The organism is Aeromonas sp. Prich7-2, from assembly GCF_017939255.1.
GTDB classification, from domain to species: Bacteria; Pseudomonadota; Gammaproteobacteria; order Enterobacterales; family Aeromonadaceae; genus Aeromonas; species Aeromonas caviae.
In genome coordinates this window covers 1-15,846 of the sequence record NZ_JAGKRI010000076.1, presented here as the reverse complement: position 1 = coordinate 15,846, position 15,846 = coordinate 1, and the positions used below count along the sequence as shown (strand labels likewise).

The following is a 15,846-nucleotide window of genomic DNA, read 5'->3' as shown; positions in this document are numbered from 1 at the left end:
TCCCCCGTTCAGGGCGCAGCCGGGTCGCTCAGGGCGTCCGGGGGCGGGGATAGATAACAAGGCTGGCAACATCAGTCGTTCCCCTCTTTGAGTGCTTCGCGAATGCCTTCGCCCACCAGGTTGGTCACCAGCACGCTGAACAGGATGGCCATCCCGGGCAGGGTCACCGTCCAGGGGGCCAGATAGATAAGATCGCTCGAGTCGGCCAGCATGGCACCCCACTCCGGCTGGGGAGACTGGGCCCCGAGACCGAGGAAGCCCACCGCCGAGATGTCCAGGATGGCGGCGGAGAGGGTGCGGGTGGTCTGGGTCACCAGGGTCTCGACGATGTTCGGCAAGATGGCCAGACGCATGATCCGCTGGGGCGGAGAGCCGTCGAGGCGGCTGGCGATGATGTACTCCTTCTGCATCTCGGCGTGAACCGCGTTGTAGGTGGCCCGGATGAAGGGCGGTATCAACGCGAGCGTGATGGCGATCAGGGTGTTGAACAGACCCGGCCCCAGGATGGCCACGACGATGATGGCCAGCAGCAGGGACGGGATGGAGAGCAGGGTATCGAGCAGGTGATGGAGCACGCTCGACTTCACCCCCTTGCTCATGCCGCCGAGGATGCCGATGGCCGAGCCGATGACCAGCGCGATGAGCACCACCAGCAGGGCGTTGCCGAAGGTGAGCCTGGCCCCGGCCACCAGACGGGAGAGGATGTCGCGCCCCAGATCGTCGGTCCCCAGGAAGTAATCGATGTTGCCGCTGTTGGCCCAGGAGGGGGCGAGCAACAGGTGGTTGCTGTGCTGATCGTCGATGCCGTAGGGGATCACCAGGGGACCGATGAGGGTCACCAGCAGCAGCAGCCCGAAGCACCAGAGCCCCGCCATGGCCAGCGGGTTGCGCCGGTAGGAGGCCCAGGTCTGCTCCAGGGGGGAGAGGATCTTGAGCTCCGGATAGATGTTCGATTTATCGTGCATGGTGCAGGCTCCCGTGCTGGTCGCAAGGGGATGGGCACGTCTGTGCACCGGTGGCCCATGGGCCGCCGTGGTTTATCCACAGACCGCAATCAATCTTGTCTTGCATAGAGTTCTTTACGCCGTGCCGGATACATGATGGTGGTCAGCAGATCGGTGCTGACGCTGATGAAGATGACGAAGCTCGCCACCACCAGGAAGGCGCCGCGGATGGCGGCGTAGTCCTGCAGCGCGATGCTGCTCACCAGCCAGCGGCCGATGCCGGGCCAGTCGAACACCACCTCGGTGATCATGGCGGAGGTGAGCACGCTGCCAAGTTGCAGCCCCAGCAGCGGCAACACCGGGGGCAGGGCGTTCTTGAGCCCGTGACGCCAGACGATCTGGCGGCGGGAGAGTCCGCGGCTGGCGGCAGCCTTGATGTAGTTCTGTTTCATCACGTCGATGAGGGCGCTGCGCACGTGGCGGATCACCTCGGTGGTGGGCACCACGGCCAGCACCAGGGAAGGCAGTACCAGATGGCGCAGGGCGTCGTGCAGGGCCGCCTCCCGCCAGGGCTCCTGGCTCATCAGCACATCGACGATGGCGATCCCGGTGATGGAGGGCACGTCGTAGAGCAGGCTGAGCTGGCCAGAAGAGGGGAGCCAGCCAAGATCCAGGGAGAAGAACATCACCATCAGCAGCCCCAGCCAGAAGACCGGGATGGCATAGCCGACGAGGCCGGCGGCCATGATGGAGAGGTCCAGGCTGCGCCCCTGATAGAGGGCCGCCAGGGTGCCCAGGGGGATGCCCACCAGCAGCGAGATGGCGAAGGCGGCGAGGCAGAGGGTCAGGGTCGCCGGGAAGTAGTGACGGATCTCGTCGAGGACCGGCTGGCCGGAGACGCTGGAGAGCCCGAAATCCCCGGCGGCGATGCGCTGGAGGAAGTCAGGATAGCCGTGCCAGAAATCCAGCACCTGGGTGATGAGGCGAAACTCCAGGAGGTAGGCCCCCAGAGTCAGCACCAGAAGGGTGATCACCAGCAGGGTGATGCGGCGCAGGATATAGAAAAACATGCTTATGCCTCCTGAGGGCGGTGCGCCGATGGCCCGACGATGGAGTGGTTATCTGTCATGGTCACTCCCGATGGGCCTGGTTGAAGGTGGTGCCGCCAAAGGGCATCAGGGTCAGCCCCTGAATGTCGCTGCGACTCACCTGGGTTCTCAGGGCATGGGCCAGGGGGATGAGCGGCAACTGCTCGTTGAGCAGGGACTGGGCATAGTAATAGTTGCGCAGGCGGAAGGCGAGCTGCGGGGTGGTCACCGCATCGTCCAGCAGCTGATCAAACGCCGGGCTGCACCAGCGGCTGTAGTTGTTGCCCCGCTCGACGGCGGCGCAGCTCAGCAACTGGCGGAAGAAGTTGTCCGGATCCGCGTTGTCGGCGATCCAGCCCGAGAGCAGGCTGTCATATTGTCCATGGGCGAGCCGGGTCTCAATGACCGGCCAGGCCTGCTGCACTATCTTGAGGCTCACCCCAATCTTGGCGAAATCGCTGCGCATCAGTTGCGCCGTTTTGAGGCCGTCCGGGTTGTAGGGACGGGCGCCGGGTTGCACCAGCACCTGCATCTCGAAGCCGTTGGGGTAGCCCGCGTCCTTGAGCAACTGGCGAGCGAGCTTGAGATCCGGCTTGCGCTGGGGCAGGGAGGGGTTGTAGCCCCATGAGAGGGGCGGCAGCAGGCTGGCGGCGCTCTGGCCGGTCTCGAAATAGACTGCCTGCAGCAGATTCTGCACATTGATGGCGCTGGCGAGAGCCTGGCGCACCTGCACCTTGTTGAACGGGGCCTTGCGGGTATTGAGGGCGAGGAAGGCGACGTTCATCCCCGACTGCACCGACAGATCCAGGTGGGAGTCCTTGTCTATCACCGACAACTGGCTGGCAGAGGGGGTGCTCATCACGTCGCACTCGCCGGTCAGCAGCTTGGCAAGGCGCTTGGAGGATTTGGGGGTGATGTCGTAGATGAGCTGCTCCATTCTGGCCTCGCCGCCCCAGTAGCCGGGGTGACGCAGGTATCGCACGAACTCGTTGTGGCGATACTCCTTGAAGCTGAAGGGGCCGGTGCCGATGGGGCGGCTGTCCAGCAGCGCCGGGGTGCCGGCCTTTAGCATCTGCTCCCCGTACTCGGCGGAGAGCACGATGGCGTAGTCGCTGGCCAGGGTGGCGAGGAAGGAGGCATCGGGGCGGTTCAGCTCGAACACCACCTCATAGGGCCCCTTCTTGTAGACCCGCTTGATGAGGTTGCCGAGCCCCAGGCTGTAAAAATAGGGGTACTCGCCGCCGGAGACGGCGTGGAAGGGGTGGTGTTCGTCCAGCAGGCGCTGCCAGGTGAACAGGACGTCGTCGGCATTGAAGTGACGGGTCGGGCTGAACCAGGGGGTACGGTGGAAGGTCACTCCCTTGCGCAGGGTCAGGGTATAGGAGAGGCCGTCCTCGCTGCTTTGCCAGCGGGTGGCGAGCCCCCCTTCGATGCCGAGGGTGTTGGCATTGACCTCGAGCAGGCGATCGTAGATGGGACGTGCACTGGCATCCAGGGTCGCATCCGAATTGGCAAGCTGCGGGTTGAAGGTGCGGGGTGCCCCTTCGGCACAATAGATGAGCCCGGTTTTGGAGGCTTCATCGCGTTTCTGACAGCCGCTGACCAGGACCAGGAGACCAAGCAGCAGGGGGGTGAGCATTCTCATGTTGGAACCATGTTTTCAGACAAAGTTGCCCGCCAGGGGGCGGGCGCGTTGCGGGGGGCGGCCGTGCAGGCGCTCCCGTCGGGGGTGACGTGCGCCGCGTTATCCGCGCGCACAGACCCGGTGCCAGGCATCAGCCCGCCTCCTGGTTGCCACTGTTGTCATCCCCGTCCAGCAATTGATATTTGCGCAGCATCCCCCGGAACTGGTGATAGCTCAGGGCCAGCAACTGGGCTGCTTTGCGCTGATTATACTGGGATTGCTGCATCGCTTGCTTGAGTAAATTAATCTCGTACTCCGCCACCGCCCCTTTGAGATCCAGCGGCAGGGTCGGGGTCGGGGCCGTCTCTGCCGAGGTCGGCGCGTCCGTGGAAGGGGCTGCGTCACCTCGGGCACGGGGGCGCCAGGGGGAGTCAAAGGGATTGAGCACCAGATCCGCCAGCGGCAACTGGGGGTTGCCCTGGCGATAGAGACTGCGCTCCACCACGTTCTTGAGCTCCCGCACGTTGCCCGGCCAGGGATAATCTTGCAGCAACTGGGTCGCCTTGCGCGAGAAGCCGGCAAAGAGCGGATACCCCAGCTCCCGGGTCATGCCGTGGGCGAAGTGCTCCGCCAGCATCAGGATGTCCTCGCGCCGCTCCCGCAGGGGGGGCAGGGTGATGACGTCGAAGGCGAGCCGGTCCAGCAGGTCGTGACGAAACTGTCCTTTCTCTGCCAGTGCAGGCAGATCCTCGTTGGTGGCGCACACCAGCCGCACATCCACCTTGAGGGGCTTGGCACCGCCCACCCGCTCGAACTCCCCGTACTCGATGACCCGCAGCAGTTTTTCCTGCACCCGGGCGCTGGTGGTGGCCAGTTCGTCGAGGAACAGGGTGCCGCCGTCGGCCCGCTCGAAGCGCCCCTGATGGCGCTTGGCGGCGCCAGTGAAGGAGCCCGCCTCGTGGCCAAACAGCTCGGTCTCCAGCAGGCTCTCGCTCAAGGTGGCGCAGTTGATGGTGACAAAGCTTTGATCCCAGCGATCCGAGAGATAATGTAGGCGGTGGGCGATGAGCTCCTTGCCGGTCCCACGCTCGCCGATGATGAGCACGGGCTTGCGCAGCGGCGCGAGGCGCGATGCCTGCTCGATGATTTCTAGAAATGCGTTGGATTCACCCAACAGACTTTCCGTGGCCGTGGTCATCCCTGCCCCTGTGAGTTGAAAAATCTGGTTAATCTTACCAAAAGTTGGTTATTTTAATCATCACTTGTTTCCCCGGGACTTGAACTGCATTCTGAGTGCCCATATAAATCAACAAGTTAAATATTGTTCCAGATTGGCACACAAGTTGCCATTGTCAATGGAGACACAACCCGATGCCTATCACAGGAGTACAATCATGAGCATTTTTTCTCGCCTGGCCGACATCATCAATTCCAATCTGACGGCCCTGCTCGACAAGGCGGAAGATCCCCAGAAGATGGTGCGTCTGATCATCCAGGAGATGGAAGATGAACTGGTGAAGGAGCGCTCCAACCTGGCCCGCTTCCTCGCGAATCAAAAAGAGATCGGCCGTCAGGTGAGCCGCCATCAGGAGCGGGTCGCCGAGTGGCAGGGCAAGGCCGAGCTGGCCCTGACCAAGGGGCGCGAAGATCTGGCCCGTGCCGCCCTCATCGAGAAGAGCAAGCAGGCGGAGCTTGCCGACGCCCTGTCTCGTGAACAGCAGGCGGTGGACAGCGGCATCGAGAAGCTGGGGGAGGAGATCCGCCAGTTGGAAGCCAAGCTGGAAGACGCCCGTGCCCGCCAGAAGGCGATGGCCATTCGCAGCGAAGCCGCCAGCAGCCGTCTCAATGTGCAAAGCCAGGTGGCCCGTGGCGACAGTCAGGCCGTGGTGAGCAAGTTCGAGCGCATGGAGCGCCGCATCGACGAGATGGAAGCCCGCGCCGATCTGGGGCAGTCCGACAAGGCGCTCGCCCAGCAGTTTGCCGAGCTGGAAGCGGACGACCAGATCAGCCGCGAGCTGGAAGCCATGCGCCAGAAGCTGGGCCAGCACAATCCGGCACCGAAACAGGGAGAGTAACAGATGGCAGATCTGCTGGGTGTATTGATGGTTCCCATGGTGGTCTTCATGGTGGTGGTGGCCCCCATCTGGCTGGTGCTGCACTACCGCGCCAAGGGACGCATTGGCGCCGGTCTTGCCGATGGTGAGCGTGAACAGCTGCAGGGCTTGCTGGTGCGTGCCGAGAAGATGCAGGAACGGGTCGGCGCCCTGGAGTCGATTCTGGATGCCGAGGTTCCTGGTTGGAGAAACAAGGTATGACGGTTTTCAATGAGAGATGTCATGACCGTGGCAAAAAGCCGGAGCGTGCCGGAACCGTATTGGCGTCGATTCTGGATGCGGAAGTCCCCGGTTGGAGGAACAAGGTATGAACAGTGTCAGTCGTGAAGGGCGCAACCTGTACCGGGATCCCCAGCGAGGCAAGATTGCCGGGGTCTGTGCCGGTCTGGCAGAGTACTTCGGGGTGGAGACCTGGATCGTGCGGCTGCTGGCCATCAGTGGTCTCATCTTCGCCGGTTTCATCACCTTCACCGCCTATATTGCCGCCTGGTTCCTGCTCGACAAGAAGCCGGTCACCCTCTACTCCCAGGAGGATGCCGAATTCGCCGAGGTGCGGATGAAGGCGCGCAGCTGGCAGGCTGGCGTCACACCTCATCAGGCCCTTGCCCGCATCGGCCAGGAGCTGGATGCACTGGAGCCCAGGGTGCAGCGCATCGAGAAGCTGGTGACCTCCAAGGAGTTCACCCTGCAACGGGAGTTCAGCAAGCTCTAAACGTGCCGGGCCGCGAGGATACCGCCTCGCGGCCGTCTCTCTGATGTGATCACAAGGAGAAGAAGACCCGCCTTGATACGCAACAAACTAGAACACTCCTGGTCGGTGCTCCAGCACAAGGCCGTTGACGCGGTGAACCGGGCCCGGGATCGCCACATCAGGCTGGCGGTCACCGGCCTCTCTCGCAGCGGCAAGACCGCGTTTATCACGGCGCTGGTCAATCAACTGGAGCACGCGGCCATCGACGGTCGTCTGCCACTCTGGGACGCCCAGCGCCAGGGACGCATTCTCGGTGCTCGCCGGGTGCCCCAGCAAAACGTCCACATTCCCACCTTTCCCTACGAACGGGGCCTCGATGCCCTGTTTGGCGATCCGCCCGCCTGGCCCGCGCCGACCCGGGGGGTGGCCGAGGTACGCCTCGAGATCCGTTATCGCACCCGCCATCCGCTGCGTCGGCACCTGGGTGAGATCTCCACCCTCTATGTGGATCTGGTGGATTATCCCGGGGAGTGGCTGCTGGATTTGCCGCTGCTGCATCTGAACTACGAGCAGTGGAGCGAGCAGGTGCGGGAGCAACTGTGCCGCCCCGAGCTGCAAGCCCTGGCGGCAGGCTGGTTGACGCCGCACTGGCAGGCGGATCAAGCCTTCGAGGAGCGGGCCGCCAGCGAACTGGCCGCCCGCTACACCGATTATCTGCACGCCTGCAAGCAGGCGCTCGGGCTTCACCTCATCCAGCCCGGGCGTTTCGTGTTGCCCGGCGAGTATGCCGGTGCGCCGCTGCTGCAATTCGTGCCCTGGGTGTGGGAGATGCCCACACACTCCCCCGAAGACGGCACCCTCTACGCCACCTTCAAGCAGCGCTTCGAGCAGTACAAGCAGCATCTGGTACAGGGCTTCTATGAGCAGCACTTTGCAGGCTTTGATCGCCAGATCGTGCTGGTGGACTGCCTGGCGCCCCTCAATGCCGGTGCCGCGAGCTTTGGTGACATGCAGCAGGCCATCGCCCGCATCATGGAAAGCTTCGCCTACGGCAAGAGCAACTGGTGGCGCCGCCTCTTCTCCCCGCGCATCGACAAGCTGCTGTTTGTGGCGAGCAAGGCCGATCACGTCACGCCGGAGCAGCACGGGCCTCTGGTGTCGCTCCTGCAGCACCTGGTGAGCCGTGGCCGGGGTCAGGCCCGCTTCGAGGGGATAGAGACAGAATGCCTGGCGCTCGCCGCCATCAAGGCCACTGAGGTGGGCAAGGGGGTGGCAGACGGACGGGAATTTCCCGCCATTCGTGGCACTACCCTCTCGGGCGAGCCCTTGCTGCTCTTCCCGGGGGAGGTGCCTGCCCAGATCCCGCCTGCGCAGTGGTGGAAAACTCAAGGGTTTGATTTTCAGGCCTTTCGCCCGCTGCCTATGAGCGCCCATCAGGCGCTCCCCCATATCCGGCTCGATGCGGCGCTGGAGTTCCTGCTCGGGGATCACCTCGAATAACGGGTGGGTGACCCGCTGTGCTCGAGGGGCGCCCACAGGAGAGAATGCGATGAACGATCAGACAAGATGGCGCACCGATGACGCCGCTCCCCTGCAAGGCAAGGTGACGCTGGAGCCCGCGCCCTCGGTGGCAAGCGAAGTGCAGCCACCGGCCCCGGCCCGGCGGCTGGAAGAGGAGAGCTTCGAGCCTCTGGACGCGCTGGACGAGCTCACCGAGGTGGAGCCCGCGCTTAACGTCAGGCCTCGGCGCCGTCATCGTCTGCTGGCCTGGGGGCTGGGCGGGGTGGGGCTGCTGTCGCTTGGCCAGTTTGGCGCTTTTCTGGTGGATCAGTTTGCCGCCTCCCCCTTCTGGGGTGGGGCCTGGCTGCTCGCCTCCGGCCTGGTGGCGGTGGGCACCGCCGGGGTGGCGGGGCGCGAATGGCTGCGGCTGCGCACCTTGAAGCGGCGCCAGGATGTGCGCTCAAGAGCCGAAGATCTGCTGGCCCACCAGGGGGTGGGTCAGGGGCAGGCCTTCTGCGAGGCCCTGGCCGAGAAGAGCGGTGACAAGGGGCGGGAAGGGTATCGCACCTGGCTATCCCAGCTTGACGAGAGCCACAGCGATCGGGAAGTGCTGACCCTCTACAGCCAGCTGGTGCTCACCGAGCGGGACAAGCTGGCCCAGGCCCGCGTCGCCAAATGGTCGGGGGAGGCCGCCGTGCTGGTGGCCCTGAGCCCGCTCGCCACCGTCGACATGATGCTGATGCTCTGGCGCAACCTGCGGATGATCGAGGACATCGCCGATGTCTATGCCATCGAGCTCGGCTACTGGAGCCGCATCCGCCTCATTCGCCAGGTGTTTCGCAACATGCTCTATGCGGGGGCCACCGAGCTGGTGACCGAGGTAGGGATGGATCTGCTGGGGGCCGAGCTGACCGCCAAGCTCTCCGCCCGCGCTGCCCAAGGGGTCGGGGCCGGGTTGCTCACCGCGCGCCTCGGGATGCGTACTATGGAAGCCTGTCGTCCGCTCCCCTGGTGTGCCGACGAGAAGCCGAAACTGGGCGAGTTGCGCAAGCGGCTGATCGGCCAGTTGGCGGGTTATCTCAACAAGTCGTGAGGTGGCTGGGATTCGATAGGGATGTCACAAATAATTTACAATTGTCAAAAGCAGCCGACCCCGGGGTCGGCTGCTTTTTTGAGGGGCAAACCGTTACAGTGATCCCATGACTCAACGACCAGTGACCGCCCGGATGGCGGCTGGCACCCGAAGGATGGGATCACTCATGGCAAGTCTCTACACGGCCCGCCAACCGGATGGGCAGGGCAGGATCCACTACACGGACGAGGAGCACGGCACCTGGCGGATCCTGATTGCACGCCAGCTTGCGGCGCTCGATGGCAAGGCCTGCGACGAATACCAGGCCGGACTGGCACGCCTCGACCTGCCTCTGGACCGCATCCCCCAGCTAGGCGAGATCAACGCTGCCCTGATGCCCGCCACCGGCTGGTCGGTGGCGGCGGTGCCGGCCCTCATCTCCTTTGATCACTTCTTCGCGCTGCTCGCTGATCGCCGTTTTCCCGTCGCCACCTTCATTCGCCGCCGGGACGAGCTCGACTACCTGCAAGAGCCCGACATCTTCCACGAGATCTTCGGCCACTGCGCCATGCTGACCAACCCGGCCTTTGCCCACTTCACCCACCTGTATGGTCGGCTCGGACGCCATGCCAGCAAGGAGGAGCGGGTCTATCTGGCGCGGCTCTACTGGTTCACGGTGGAGTTCGGTCTCCTGCAGGGGGAGGAGGGGCTGCGCATCTACGGCGGCGGCATTCTCTCCTCCATCGGCGAGACCGCCTATGCCCTCTCGGGTAAGCCCGAGCTGCAACCCTTCGATCTGCTGGAGATCCTGCGTACCCCCTATCGCATCGACATCATGCAGCCGACCTATTTCGTGCTGCCTCGTCTCGATACCCTCTATGGTCTGGAGGGGCAGGGGATCATGGCGGCCGTGGCCGAGGCCCGTCGTCTTGGCCTGCGTCCACCCCGCTTTGCCCCCATTGCCGGCAAGCAGGCGAGCTGACCCGTATTCATTCCCACGATGTTTCATGAAAGGAGTCCCGAATGACTGAACTGGCGAGTCAACGATGCGAGGCGTGCCGCGCCGATGCCCCCAGGGTGAGCGATCAGGAGTTGGGGGAGCTGATGCACCTCATCCCCGACTGGCAGCCCCTGGTGGTCAACGGCGAGCTGCAACTGCGTCGTGAATTTGTGTTTCGCAACTTCAAGGAGGGGCTGGCGTTCACCAACCGCCTCGGAGAACTGGCGGAGGCGGAGTTCCATCATCCGGCGATCTTGCTTGAATGGGGCAAGGTGACCGTGAGCTGGTGGACCCACAAGATAGGCGGCTTGCATCGCAACGACTTCATCATGGCAGCCCGCACCGACGGTCTGATGAAGTAACCGCCGTCTGGCGCCAACGCAGACAGGGCCTGCCCGGTGAAAGCGGGGCAGGCCCGCATTTTTGTGGGGGAGCGCTCGCACTGGCGGGATCGAGTCTGTATTATCCCGTTATTCAGAATGTTAGCTAGGAAGTGTGTGCCGAATGCGTCTTGAAGTCAGCTGTGAAGACCGTCTGGGCCTGACCCGGGAATTGCTCGACCGACTGGTGGAGCACAACATCGATCTGCGCGGCATCGAAATCGATACCTCAGGCATCATCTATCTCAATTTTCCCGAGCTGGAGTTCCGTGACTTTCAGCATCTGATGCCGGAAATTCGCCGCATTCCCGGCGTCTATGACGTCAAGACCATCCCCTACATGCCCTCCGAGCGGGAGCACCACGAGATAGAGGCCCTGCTCAAGGCGCTGCCGGACCTGGTCTTCTCCCTCGACAGCAAGGGGCGGGTGACCCAGGCCAACCAGGCCGCCCTCACCACCCTGGCGTTGCCACCGGACGAGGTGCGCGGCGTGGCGATCGCCTCCCTGGTCAAGGGCTTCTCGTTTGGCCGCTGGCTGGAGTCGGGGGAGATCAAGCCCCAGACCTGCAAGCTCAGCCTCGGCGGCGAGGAGTACCTCGGCGATCTGATGCCGCTGTTTGTGGCCGAGGAGAAGGGCAGGCAGGCTCTGGCCGGCGCCGTGGTGGTGCTCAAGTCCGCCCGCCGGGTCGGCATGCACTTCAGCGCCCTGCACGCGGTGGAAGTGGGGGGCTTTGAACACCTGCAGGCCGAGAGCCAGAAGATGAAGGAGGTGCTGGCCCAGGCGGCGAAGCTCGCGATGCAGGATGCGCCGCTGCTCATCGTCGGCGAGACCGGCACCGGCAAGGAGCTGCTGGCCCGCGCCTGCCACGGCGCCAGCCTGCGCTCCAGCCACCCCTTCATGGCCCTCAACTGCGCCGCCATGCCGGACAACGTGGCGGAGAGCGAGTTGTTCGGCTATGCCCCCGGCGCCTTTGGCAACAACACCGAGGGCAAGCGCGGGGTGCTGGAGCTGGCGAGCGGCGGCACCCTGATGCTGGACGAGATCGGCGACATGTCCCCTCATCTGCAGACCAAGTTCCTGCGGGTACTGCAGGACGGGGTCTTTCGCCGGGTCGGTGACGAGCAGGAGGTGAGGGTCAACGTGCGCTTCATCTGCACCACCCAGAAGCAGTTGCTGGATCTGGTGCACGAGGGCAAGTTCCGGGAAGACCTCTACTACCGCCTCAACGTGCTCAGCCTGGCGCTGCCGCCGCTGCGCGAGCGCAAGGCGGACATCATGGCACTGGCCCAGCAGTTCGTCGCCCGCTTCGCCAGCGAGTTGCAACGTCCCAAGCCGCGCTTTACCCGCAACATGGCCGAGTACCTCACCGCCTACCGCTGGCCGGGCAACGTGCGCCAGCTGCGCAACTGCCTCTACCGGGCCATGACCCTGCTGGAAGGGGACGAGCTCGGCCCCGAGCACGTGGATCTGCCGGTGGCGGCCGATGCCATGCCCCTCATCGACGAGTGGTTCGAAGGGGGGCTCGACGAGGCGGTGAAGCGCTTCGAGAGCCGCCTGCTGGAGCGCCTCTATCCGGCCTTCCCCTCCACCCGCCAGCTGGCCAAGCGGCTCGGCGTCTCCCATACCGCCATCGCCAACAAGCTGCGCGAGTACGGGATTGGCAAGAAGTAGCGGCTGAGCTGCCCGTGGCGTGCGCTGACGCGCACCCCGGGCGGCACTGCGACACCTCGTGACGCACCCTGCGTGCGGGCGGATGGGGCAACCCCCTCGGGCTGATAAGCTCGGTACGACTCCCTTCAGGCTATCCCTTCATGGGCGTCGGCCCACCCCATTGTCGACGTAAACATAAGTGCGGACATCATGCAGTTGTTGTCTTTCATCCGGATTTTTGTGTGGCTGTTGCCACTGGGCTGCACGCTGGTGCTGGCCAATGCGGCCGTGGCGGCGACCTCGGCCGAGCTTCGCAGCGAGCTGGTGCGCCAGACCGTGCTCGACATCCTCAGCTACACCCGCTGGCCCAAGGAGCCTGCAAAGCTTCGGCTCTGCATTGCGGCGCCGACGGAATATGCCGGCGCCCTCTTTGCCATCGAGCGGCAGGCCAACGGGCGCCCGGTGGACGTGCATCGCTACGGGCTCGACGACGAGGCACTGATCCAGCGCTGCGATGTGATCTATCTGGGGGTGCTGGCCCCGGAGCGGCGTCTCCCCCTGTTCGAGCGACTGCAGGGGCACGCCATCCTCAGCATCAGCGAACAGAGCAGGGAGTGCATCGCCGACGCTGTCTTCTGCCTTCAGCCGGACACGGATCGGGTCCGCTTTCGGGTCAACCTGGATGCGCTCGCCCGCAGCGGCGTGCGGGTGCACCCGGCCGTGCTGAAGCTCGCCAAGGCTGACGAGGGCGCACGATGACGACTGCACCCGCAAGCCCCAGGCTCACCCTGCGACAGAGCCTGGGCCGCACCCACATGATGATCTCCCTGACCGCCGTCTGCATGGCGGGCCTGTTCCTGACCATCACGGCGCTGCTGGCGCTGCGCCTCTATGCGGATCACAACCTCGAGCTGGTGGCCCGCGCCATCAGCTACACCTCAGAGGCCGCCGTGGTGTTCGATGACGAGGAGGCGGCGAAAGATGCCCTGGAGACCATCACCTCCCGGGAGGATATCGCGAGCGCCAGCATAGTGCTGCCCGATGGCCAGGTGCTGGCAAGCTGGCGCCGTGCCATCACCACCCCCTGGACTACCCTGGAGCAGCACCTGGCCCGCCTGATCCTGCCGGGGCCGGTGGAAGTGGCCATGGTGCGGGAGAGCCGGGAGATAGCCCGGGTGCACCTGGTGGGGCACGGACAATATCTGCTGCACTTCCTGCTGCAGACCCTGCTGGCGACCCTGGTGCGCCTGTTGCTCAGCATCCTCGGGGCTCTCCACGTGGCGCGCCGCATGCAGCGCTCCATCACGGCGCCCCTCAAGGCCCTGGCCGAGGTCGCCTACAGTGTCAGTCGCCAGCGCGCCCTCAAGCAGCGGGTGCCGGCGGCCAACATCGCCGAGCTGCACGCGCTCGGGGAGGACTTCAACACCCTGCTCGACGAGCTGGAGGCCTGGCAGGCCCACCAGAAGCGGGAAAATGCCAGCCTGCTGCACCGGGCCACCCACGACGCCCTCACCGGCCTGCCCAACCGGGCTCTGTTCGAGGCGCGGCTGGGGCAGGCCATCCAGGGGGATCAGGAGCGCTTCGCCCTGCTCTACCTCGACTGTGATCGCTTCAAGCAGATCAACGACACCCTGGGCCACGGGGTAGGCGACGAGGTGTTGATCGCTCTGGCGCGGCGGGTGCAGCACCAGCTCAGACCGCTGGATCTGGTGTGCCGCCTCGGGGGCGACGAGTTTGTCATCCTGCTCGCCCCGATCCGGGACGAGCACGAGGTGCACGAGGTGATGACGCGGATCCAGCAGGGGATGAGCACCCCTGTGGTATTGAGCGACGGCCGCCACCTCGGGGTGGGCATCAGCATCGGCGCCGCCCTCTACCCCGAGCAGGGGGAGACGGCGGAGGCCCTGTTGCAGTTCGCCGACGACGCCATGTATCAAGCCAAACGACAACGTAAGGAGGAAGAAGCACACAGGAGAACCACGTGAAGTTGAACCGGACATAGTGAAAGGACCATAACAATGATCATTTTGAAGGCGCTAAAAATCGGGCTTGTTGCGCTGCTGCTGGGAGTGCTGGCCGGGTGTCAGAGTGCGCCCCAGGGGCTCACGGCGGAGCAGATCGCCACCCTCAGGGAGCAGGGATTTCAGCTGACCGATGAGGGCTGGACCCTGGATATCTCCAACAAGGTGCTGTTTGCCAACAATGTCGGGGCCCTCACTCCCCAGACCCGCCTGGTGGTGGAGCGTCTTGGCAAGACCCTCATCGGCGTCGGTCTGAACCGGGCCAGGGTGGACGGCCACACCGACTCCAACGGGGAGGCGAGCTACAACGAGCAGCTCTCGCTCAAACGGGCCCGCTCCGTGGCCGATGTCCTGATGTCGGTGGGCATGCCACCTGCGAACCTGGACATCCGCGGCCGGGGTGAAGCGGCGCCCATCGCCGACAACGGCACCGCCGCCGGACGAGCGGAGAATCGCCGGGTCGCCATCGTCATCGACAACGGCTGAGCCATTTTGTCCCTGCGTCGGCATGACGAGGCTGTCTCTGATGTCCGACTGCGTGTGTGATACCACTCTCCTGCCGGGGAGTGGCTCTCTTCCTCCTCCAGCATTGTCCTTCCCTTTCTTCTATTCATCCCGCTGTTTCCGCACCCGCTTCGACGGCGTTGAACCTCCTCCGCTCCTGAGAATCCTGGCTGAGCACCCAGGTCCAGAACTTGATCCAGCACAAGGGTGGCTTTGTTGATATTGGTTATCATTTGCATTATTTGCAGATGGTAGCCACAGTGATGACCCCCCTGTTTACCCCGACCATGACGGGTCTTGCGACCCCGGATCCCCTCGCATTCGCCTTCACCGCCAAGACCTCAGCCCACGCCAGCCGCGGCGGTGCCGGGCCCCTGATGCTCGACGAGGCGGGCTGGCAGGCTTGGTGGCAGCAACCGAGCCAGGCCGAGGCGCGGGCGCTCTACATCCACGTCCCGTTTGCCGCAAGCGCTGCAGCTTCTGCAACTTCTTCGAAAATGGCGCCAATCCGGCGCGCATGAGCCGCTATATGGCGCAATGCTGATCAGTTAAGGATCCATTGACCGATCCTTCTGCTGTAGGACAATCCGGAACCAATCACTAGTTCCGGATTTTTTATGTCTATTGCAAACGATCTGAACGATGTTGTTGAGGCATCTGGCGACATGCTGGCTCGGCTGGCCATTTTTGCCGACCATATTCCCGACGAATGGATTACTGCCGCTGCAGCCTTGTCTGAAAAGGCCACTATCCGCCGACGCCGCTTACCTTCTGATATGGTCTTGTGGCTCGTCGTGGGGATGGCCTTTTTCCGCAATGAGCCCATCTCCGAGGTCGCTCGGCGCCTCAACATCTGTGCAGAAGGGTTGGCCAATGATGCCTTGCTCGCGGACAGTGCCCTGTCTCAGGCCCGTCAGCGACTCGGCAAACAGCCGCTCGAGTGGCTGTTCAAACAGTGCGCCGATGTGTGGGGGCGGGAACGTTATCCTGAAGACCATTGGCACGGTTTACAGGTCTTTGCCATCGATGGGGCCCTGTTCCGAACCCAGGATATGCCTGAACTCAGAGCACATTTCGGCTCGGGTAACACCTCAACCAACCGGCAGACACTCTACCCGATGCTGCGGTTGGTCACGCTCATGAATGTCCGCTCGCATGTCATTGCCAACGCGGCCATCAGCCCGTACCGCAAAGGGGAAATCCCCCTGGCCAGCGAGTTCATTCACTCATTGCCGGACAAGTCAGTGACCCTGCTGG

Annotated in this window: 15 protein-coding genes and 2 pseudogenes; 13 read left to right on the top strand and 4 right to left on the bottom strand. The window is 64.0% G+C overall.

Annotated elements, in window-relative coordinates:
* Window positions 1-71: 71 nt before the first annotated feature.
* From J9892_RS13905 to pspF, 4 genes are all read right to left on the bottom strand, one after another.
* Window positions 72-965, bottom strand: a complete 894-nt coding sequence (locus J9892_RS13905) for an ABC transporter permease subunit (protein WP_010674530.1) — start codon at window positions 963-965, stop codon at window positions 72-74.
* Between the two features lie 89 nt (window positions 966-1,054).
* Complete coding sequence (locus J9892_RS13900) at window positions 1,055-2,014, bottom strand: ABC transporter permease subunit (protein ID WP_201872077.1); 960 nt, start codon at window positions 2,012-2,014, stop codon at window positions 1,055-1,057.
* A 61-nt stretch (window positions 2,015-2,075) separates the two neighbouring features.
* Complete coding sequence (gene sapA / locus J9892_RS13895; protein ID WP_010674532.1) at window positions 2,076-3,671, bottom strand: ABC transporter substrate-binding protein SapA; 1,596 nt, start codon at window positions 3,669-3,671, stop codon at window positions 2,076-2,078.
* 136 nt (window positions 3,672-3,807) lie between these two features.
* Complete coding sequence (gene pspF, locus J9892_RS13890; protein WP_210538511.1) at window positions 3,808-4,854, bottom strand: phage shock protein operon transcriptional activator; 1,047 nt, start codon at window positions 4,852-4,854, stop codon at window positions 3,808-3,810.
* Between the two features lie 196 nt (window positions 4,855-5,050).
* Between pspF and pspA the strand changes: the two genes are divergently transcribed.
* The 13 genes and pseudogenes from pspA to J9892_RS13825 form a co-directional block, all read left to right on the top strand.
* Window positions 5,051-5,731, top strand: a complete 681-nt coding sequence (gene pspA / locus J9892_RS13885; RefSeq protein ID WP_010674534.1) for a phage shock protein PspA — start codon at window positions 5,051-5,053, stop codon at window positions 5,729-5,731.
* A gap of 3 nt (window positions 5,732-5,734) precedes the next feature.
* The gene (gene pspB, locus J9892_RS13880) at window positions 5,735-5,971 is read left to right on the top strand and encodes an envelope stress response membrane protein PspB (protein ID WP_210538510.1); all 237 of its coding nucleotides are present in this window, start codon (window positions 5,735-5,737) and stop codon (window positions 5,969-5,971) included.
* Between the two features lie 106 nt (window positions 5,972-6,077).
* On the top strand, window positions 6,078-6,482 hold the full coding sequence (gene pspC / locus J9892_RS13875; RefSeq protein WP_010674535.1) for an envelope stress response membrane protein PspC: 405 nt from the start codon (window positions 6,078-6,080) through the stop codon (window positions 6,480-6,482).
* Window positions 6,483-6,554: 72 nt separating this feature from the next.
* Window positions 6,555-7,961 (top strand): YcjX family protein, encoded by a 1,407-nt coding sequence (locus J9892_RS13870; RefSeq protein ID WP_210538509.1) that lies wholly within the window; start codon window positions 6,555-6,557, stop codon window positions 7,959-7,961.
* Between the two features lie 49 nt (window positions 7,962-8,010).
* Entirely contained in the window at window positions 8,011-9,054 is a 1,044-nt protein-coding gene (locus J9892_RS13865; protein ID WP_210538508.1) for a TIGR01620 family protein, read from the top strand.
* A 166-nt stretch (window positions 9,055-9,220) separates the two neighbouring features.
* A complete protein-coding gene (phhA, locus tag J9892_RS13860) occupies window positions 9,221-10,015 on the top strand; it encodes a phenylalanine 4-monooxygenase (protein ID WP_210538507.1) in 795 nt (264 codons plus the stop codon).
* 41 nt (window positions 10,016-10,056) lie between these two features.
* Window positions 10,057-10,395, top strand: coding sequence for a 4a-hydroxytetrahydrobiopterin dehydratase (locus J9892_RS13855; protein WP_010674539.1), 339 nt, complete (start codon window positions 10,057-10,059; stop codon window positions 10,393-10,395).
* A gap of 142 nt (window positions 10,396-10,537) precedes the next feature.
* Window positions 10,538-12,085 carry a transcriptional regulator TyrR gene (gene tyrR, locus J9892_RS13850; protein WP_052815259.1) on the top strand — a complete coding sequence of 516 codons (1,548 nt, stop codon included), beginning with the start codon at window positions 10,538-10,540 and terminating at the stop codon, window positions 12,083-12,085.
* Window positions 12,086-12,274: 189 nt separating this feature from the next.
* Window positions 12,275-12,823 (top strand): YfiR family protein, encoded by a 549-nt coding sequence (locus J9892_RS13845; protein ID WP_052815260.1) that lies wholly within the window; start codon window positions 12,275-12,277, stop codon window positions 12,821-12,823.
* The gene (locus tag J9892_RS13840) at window positions 12,820-14,049 is read left to right on the top strand and encodes a diguanylate cyclase (protein WP_103858957.1); all 1,230 of its coding nucleotides are present in this window, start codon (window positions 12,820-12,822) and stop codon (window positions 14,047-14,049) included. The genes J9892_RS13845 and J9892_RS13840 overlap by 4 nt, the downstream gene beginning before the upstream one ends.
* 33 nt (window positions 14,050-14,082) lie before the next feature.
* Entirely contained in the window at window positions 14,083-14,571 is a 489-nt protein-coding gene (locus tag J9892_RS13835; RefSeq protein ID WP_043760992.1) for an OmpA family protein, read from the top strand.
* A gap of 281 nt (window positions 14,572-14,852) precedes the next feature.
* Window positions 14,853-15,130, top strand: a pseudogene (locus J9892_RS13830) (heme anaerobic degradation radical SAM methyltransferase ChuW/HutW); the annotation flags it as partial.
* Window positions 15,131-15,206: 76 nt separating this feature from the next.
* A pseudogene (locus J9892_RS13825) lies at window positions 15,207-15,846 on the top strand (IS4-like element ISAeme15 family transposase); the annotation flags it as partial.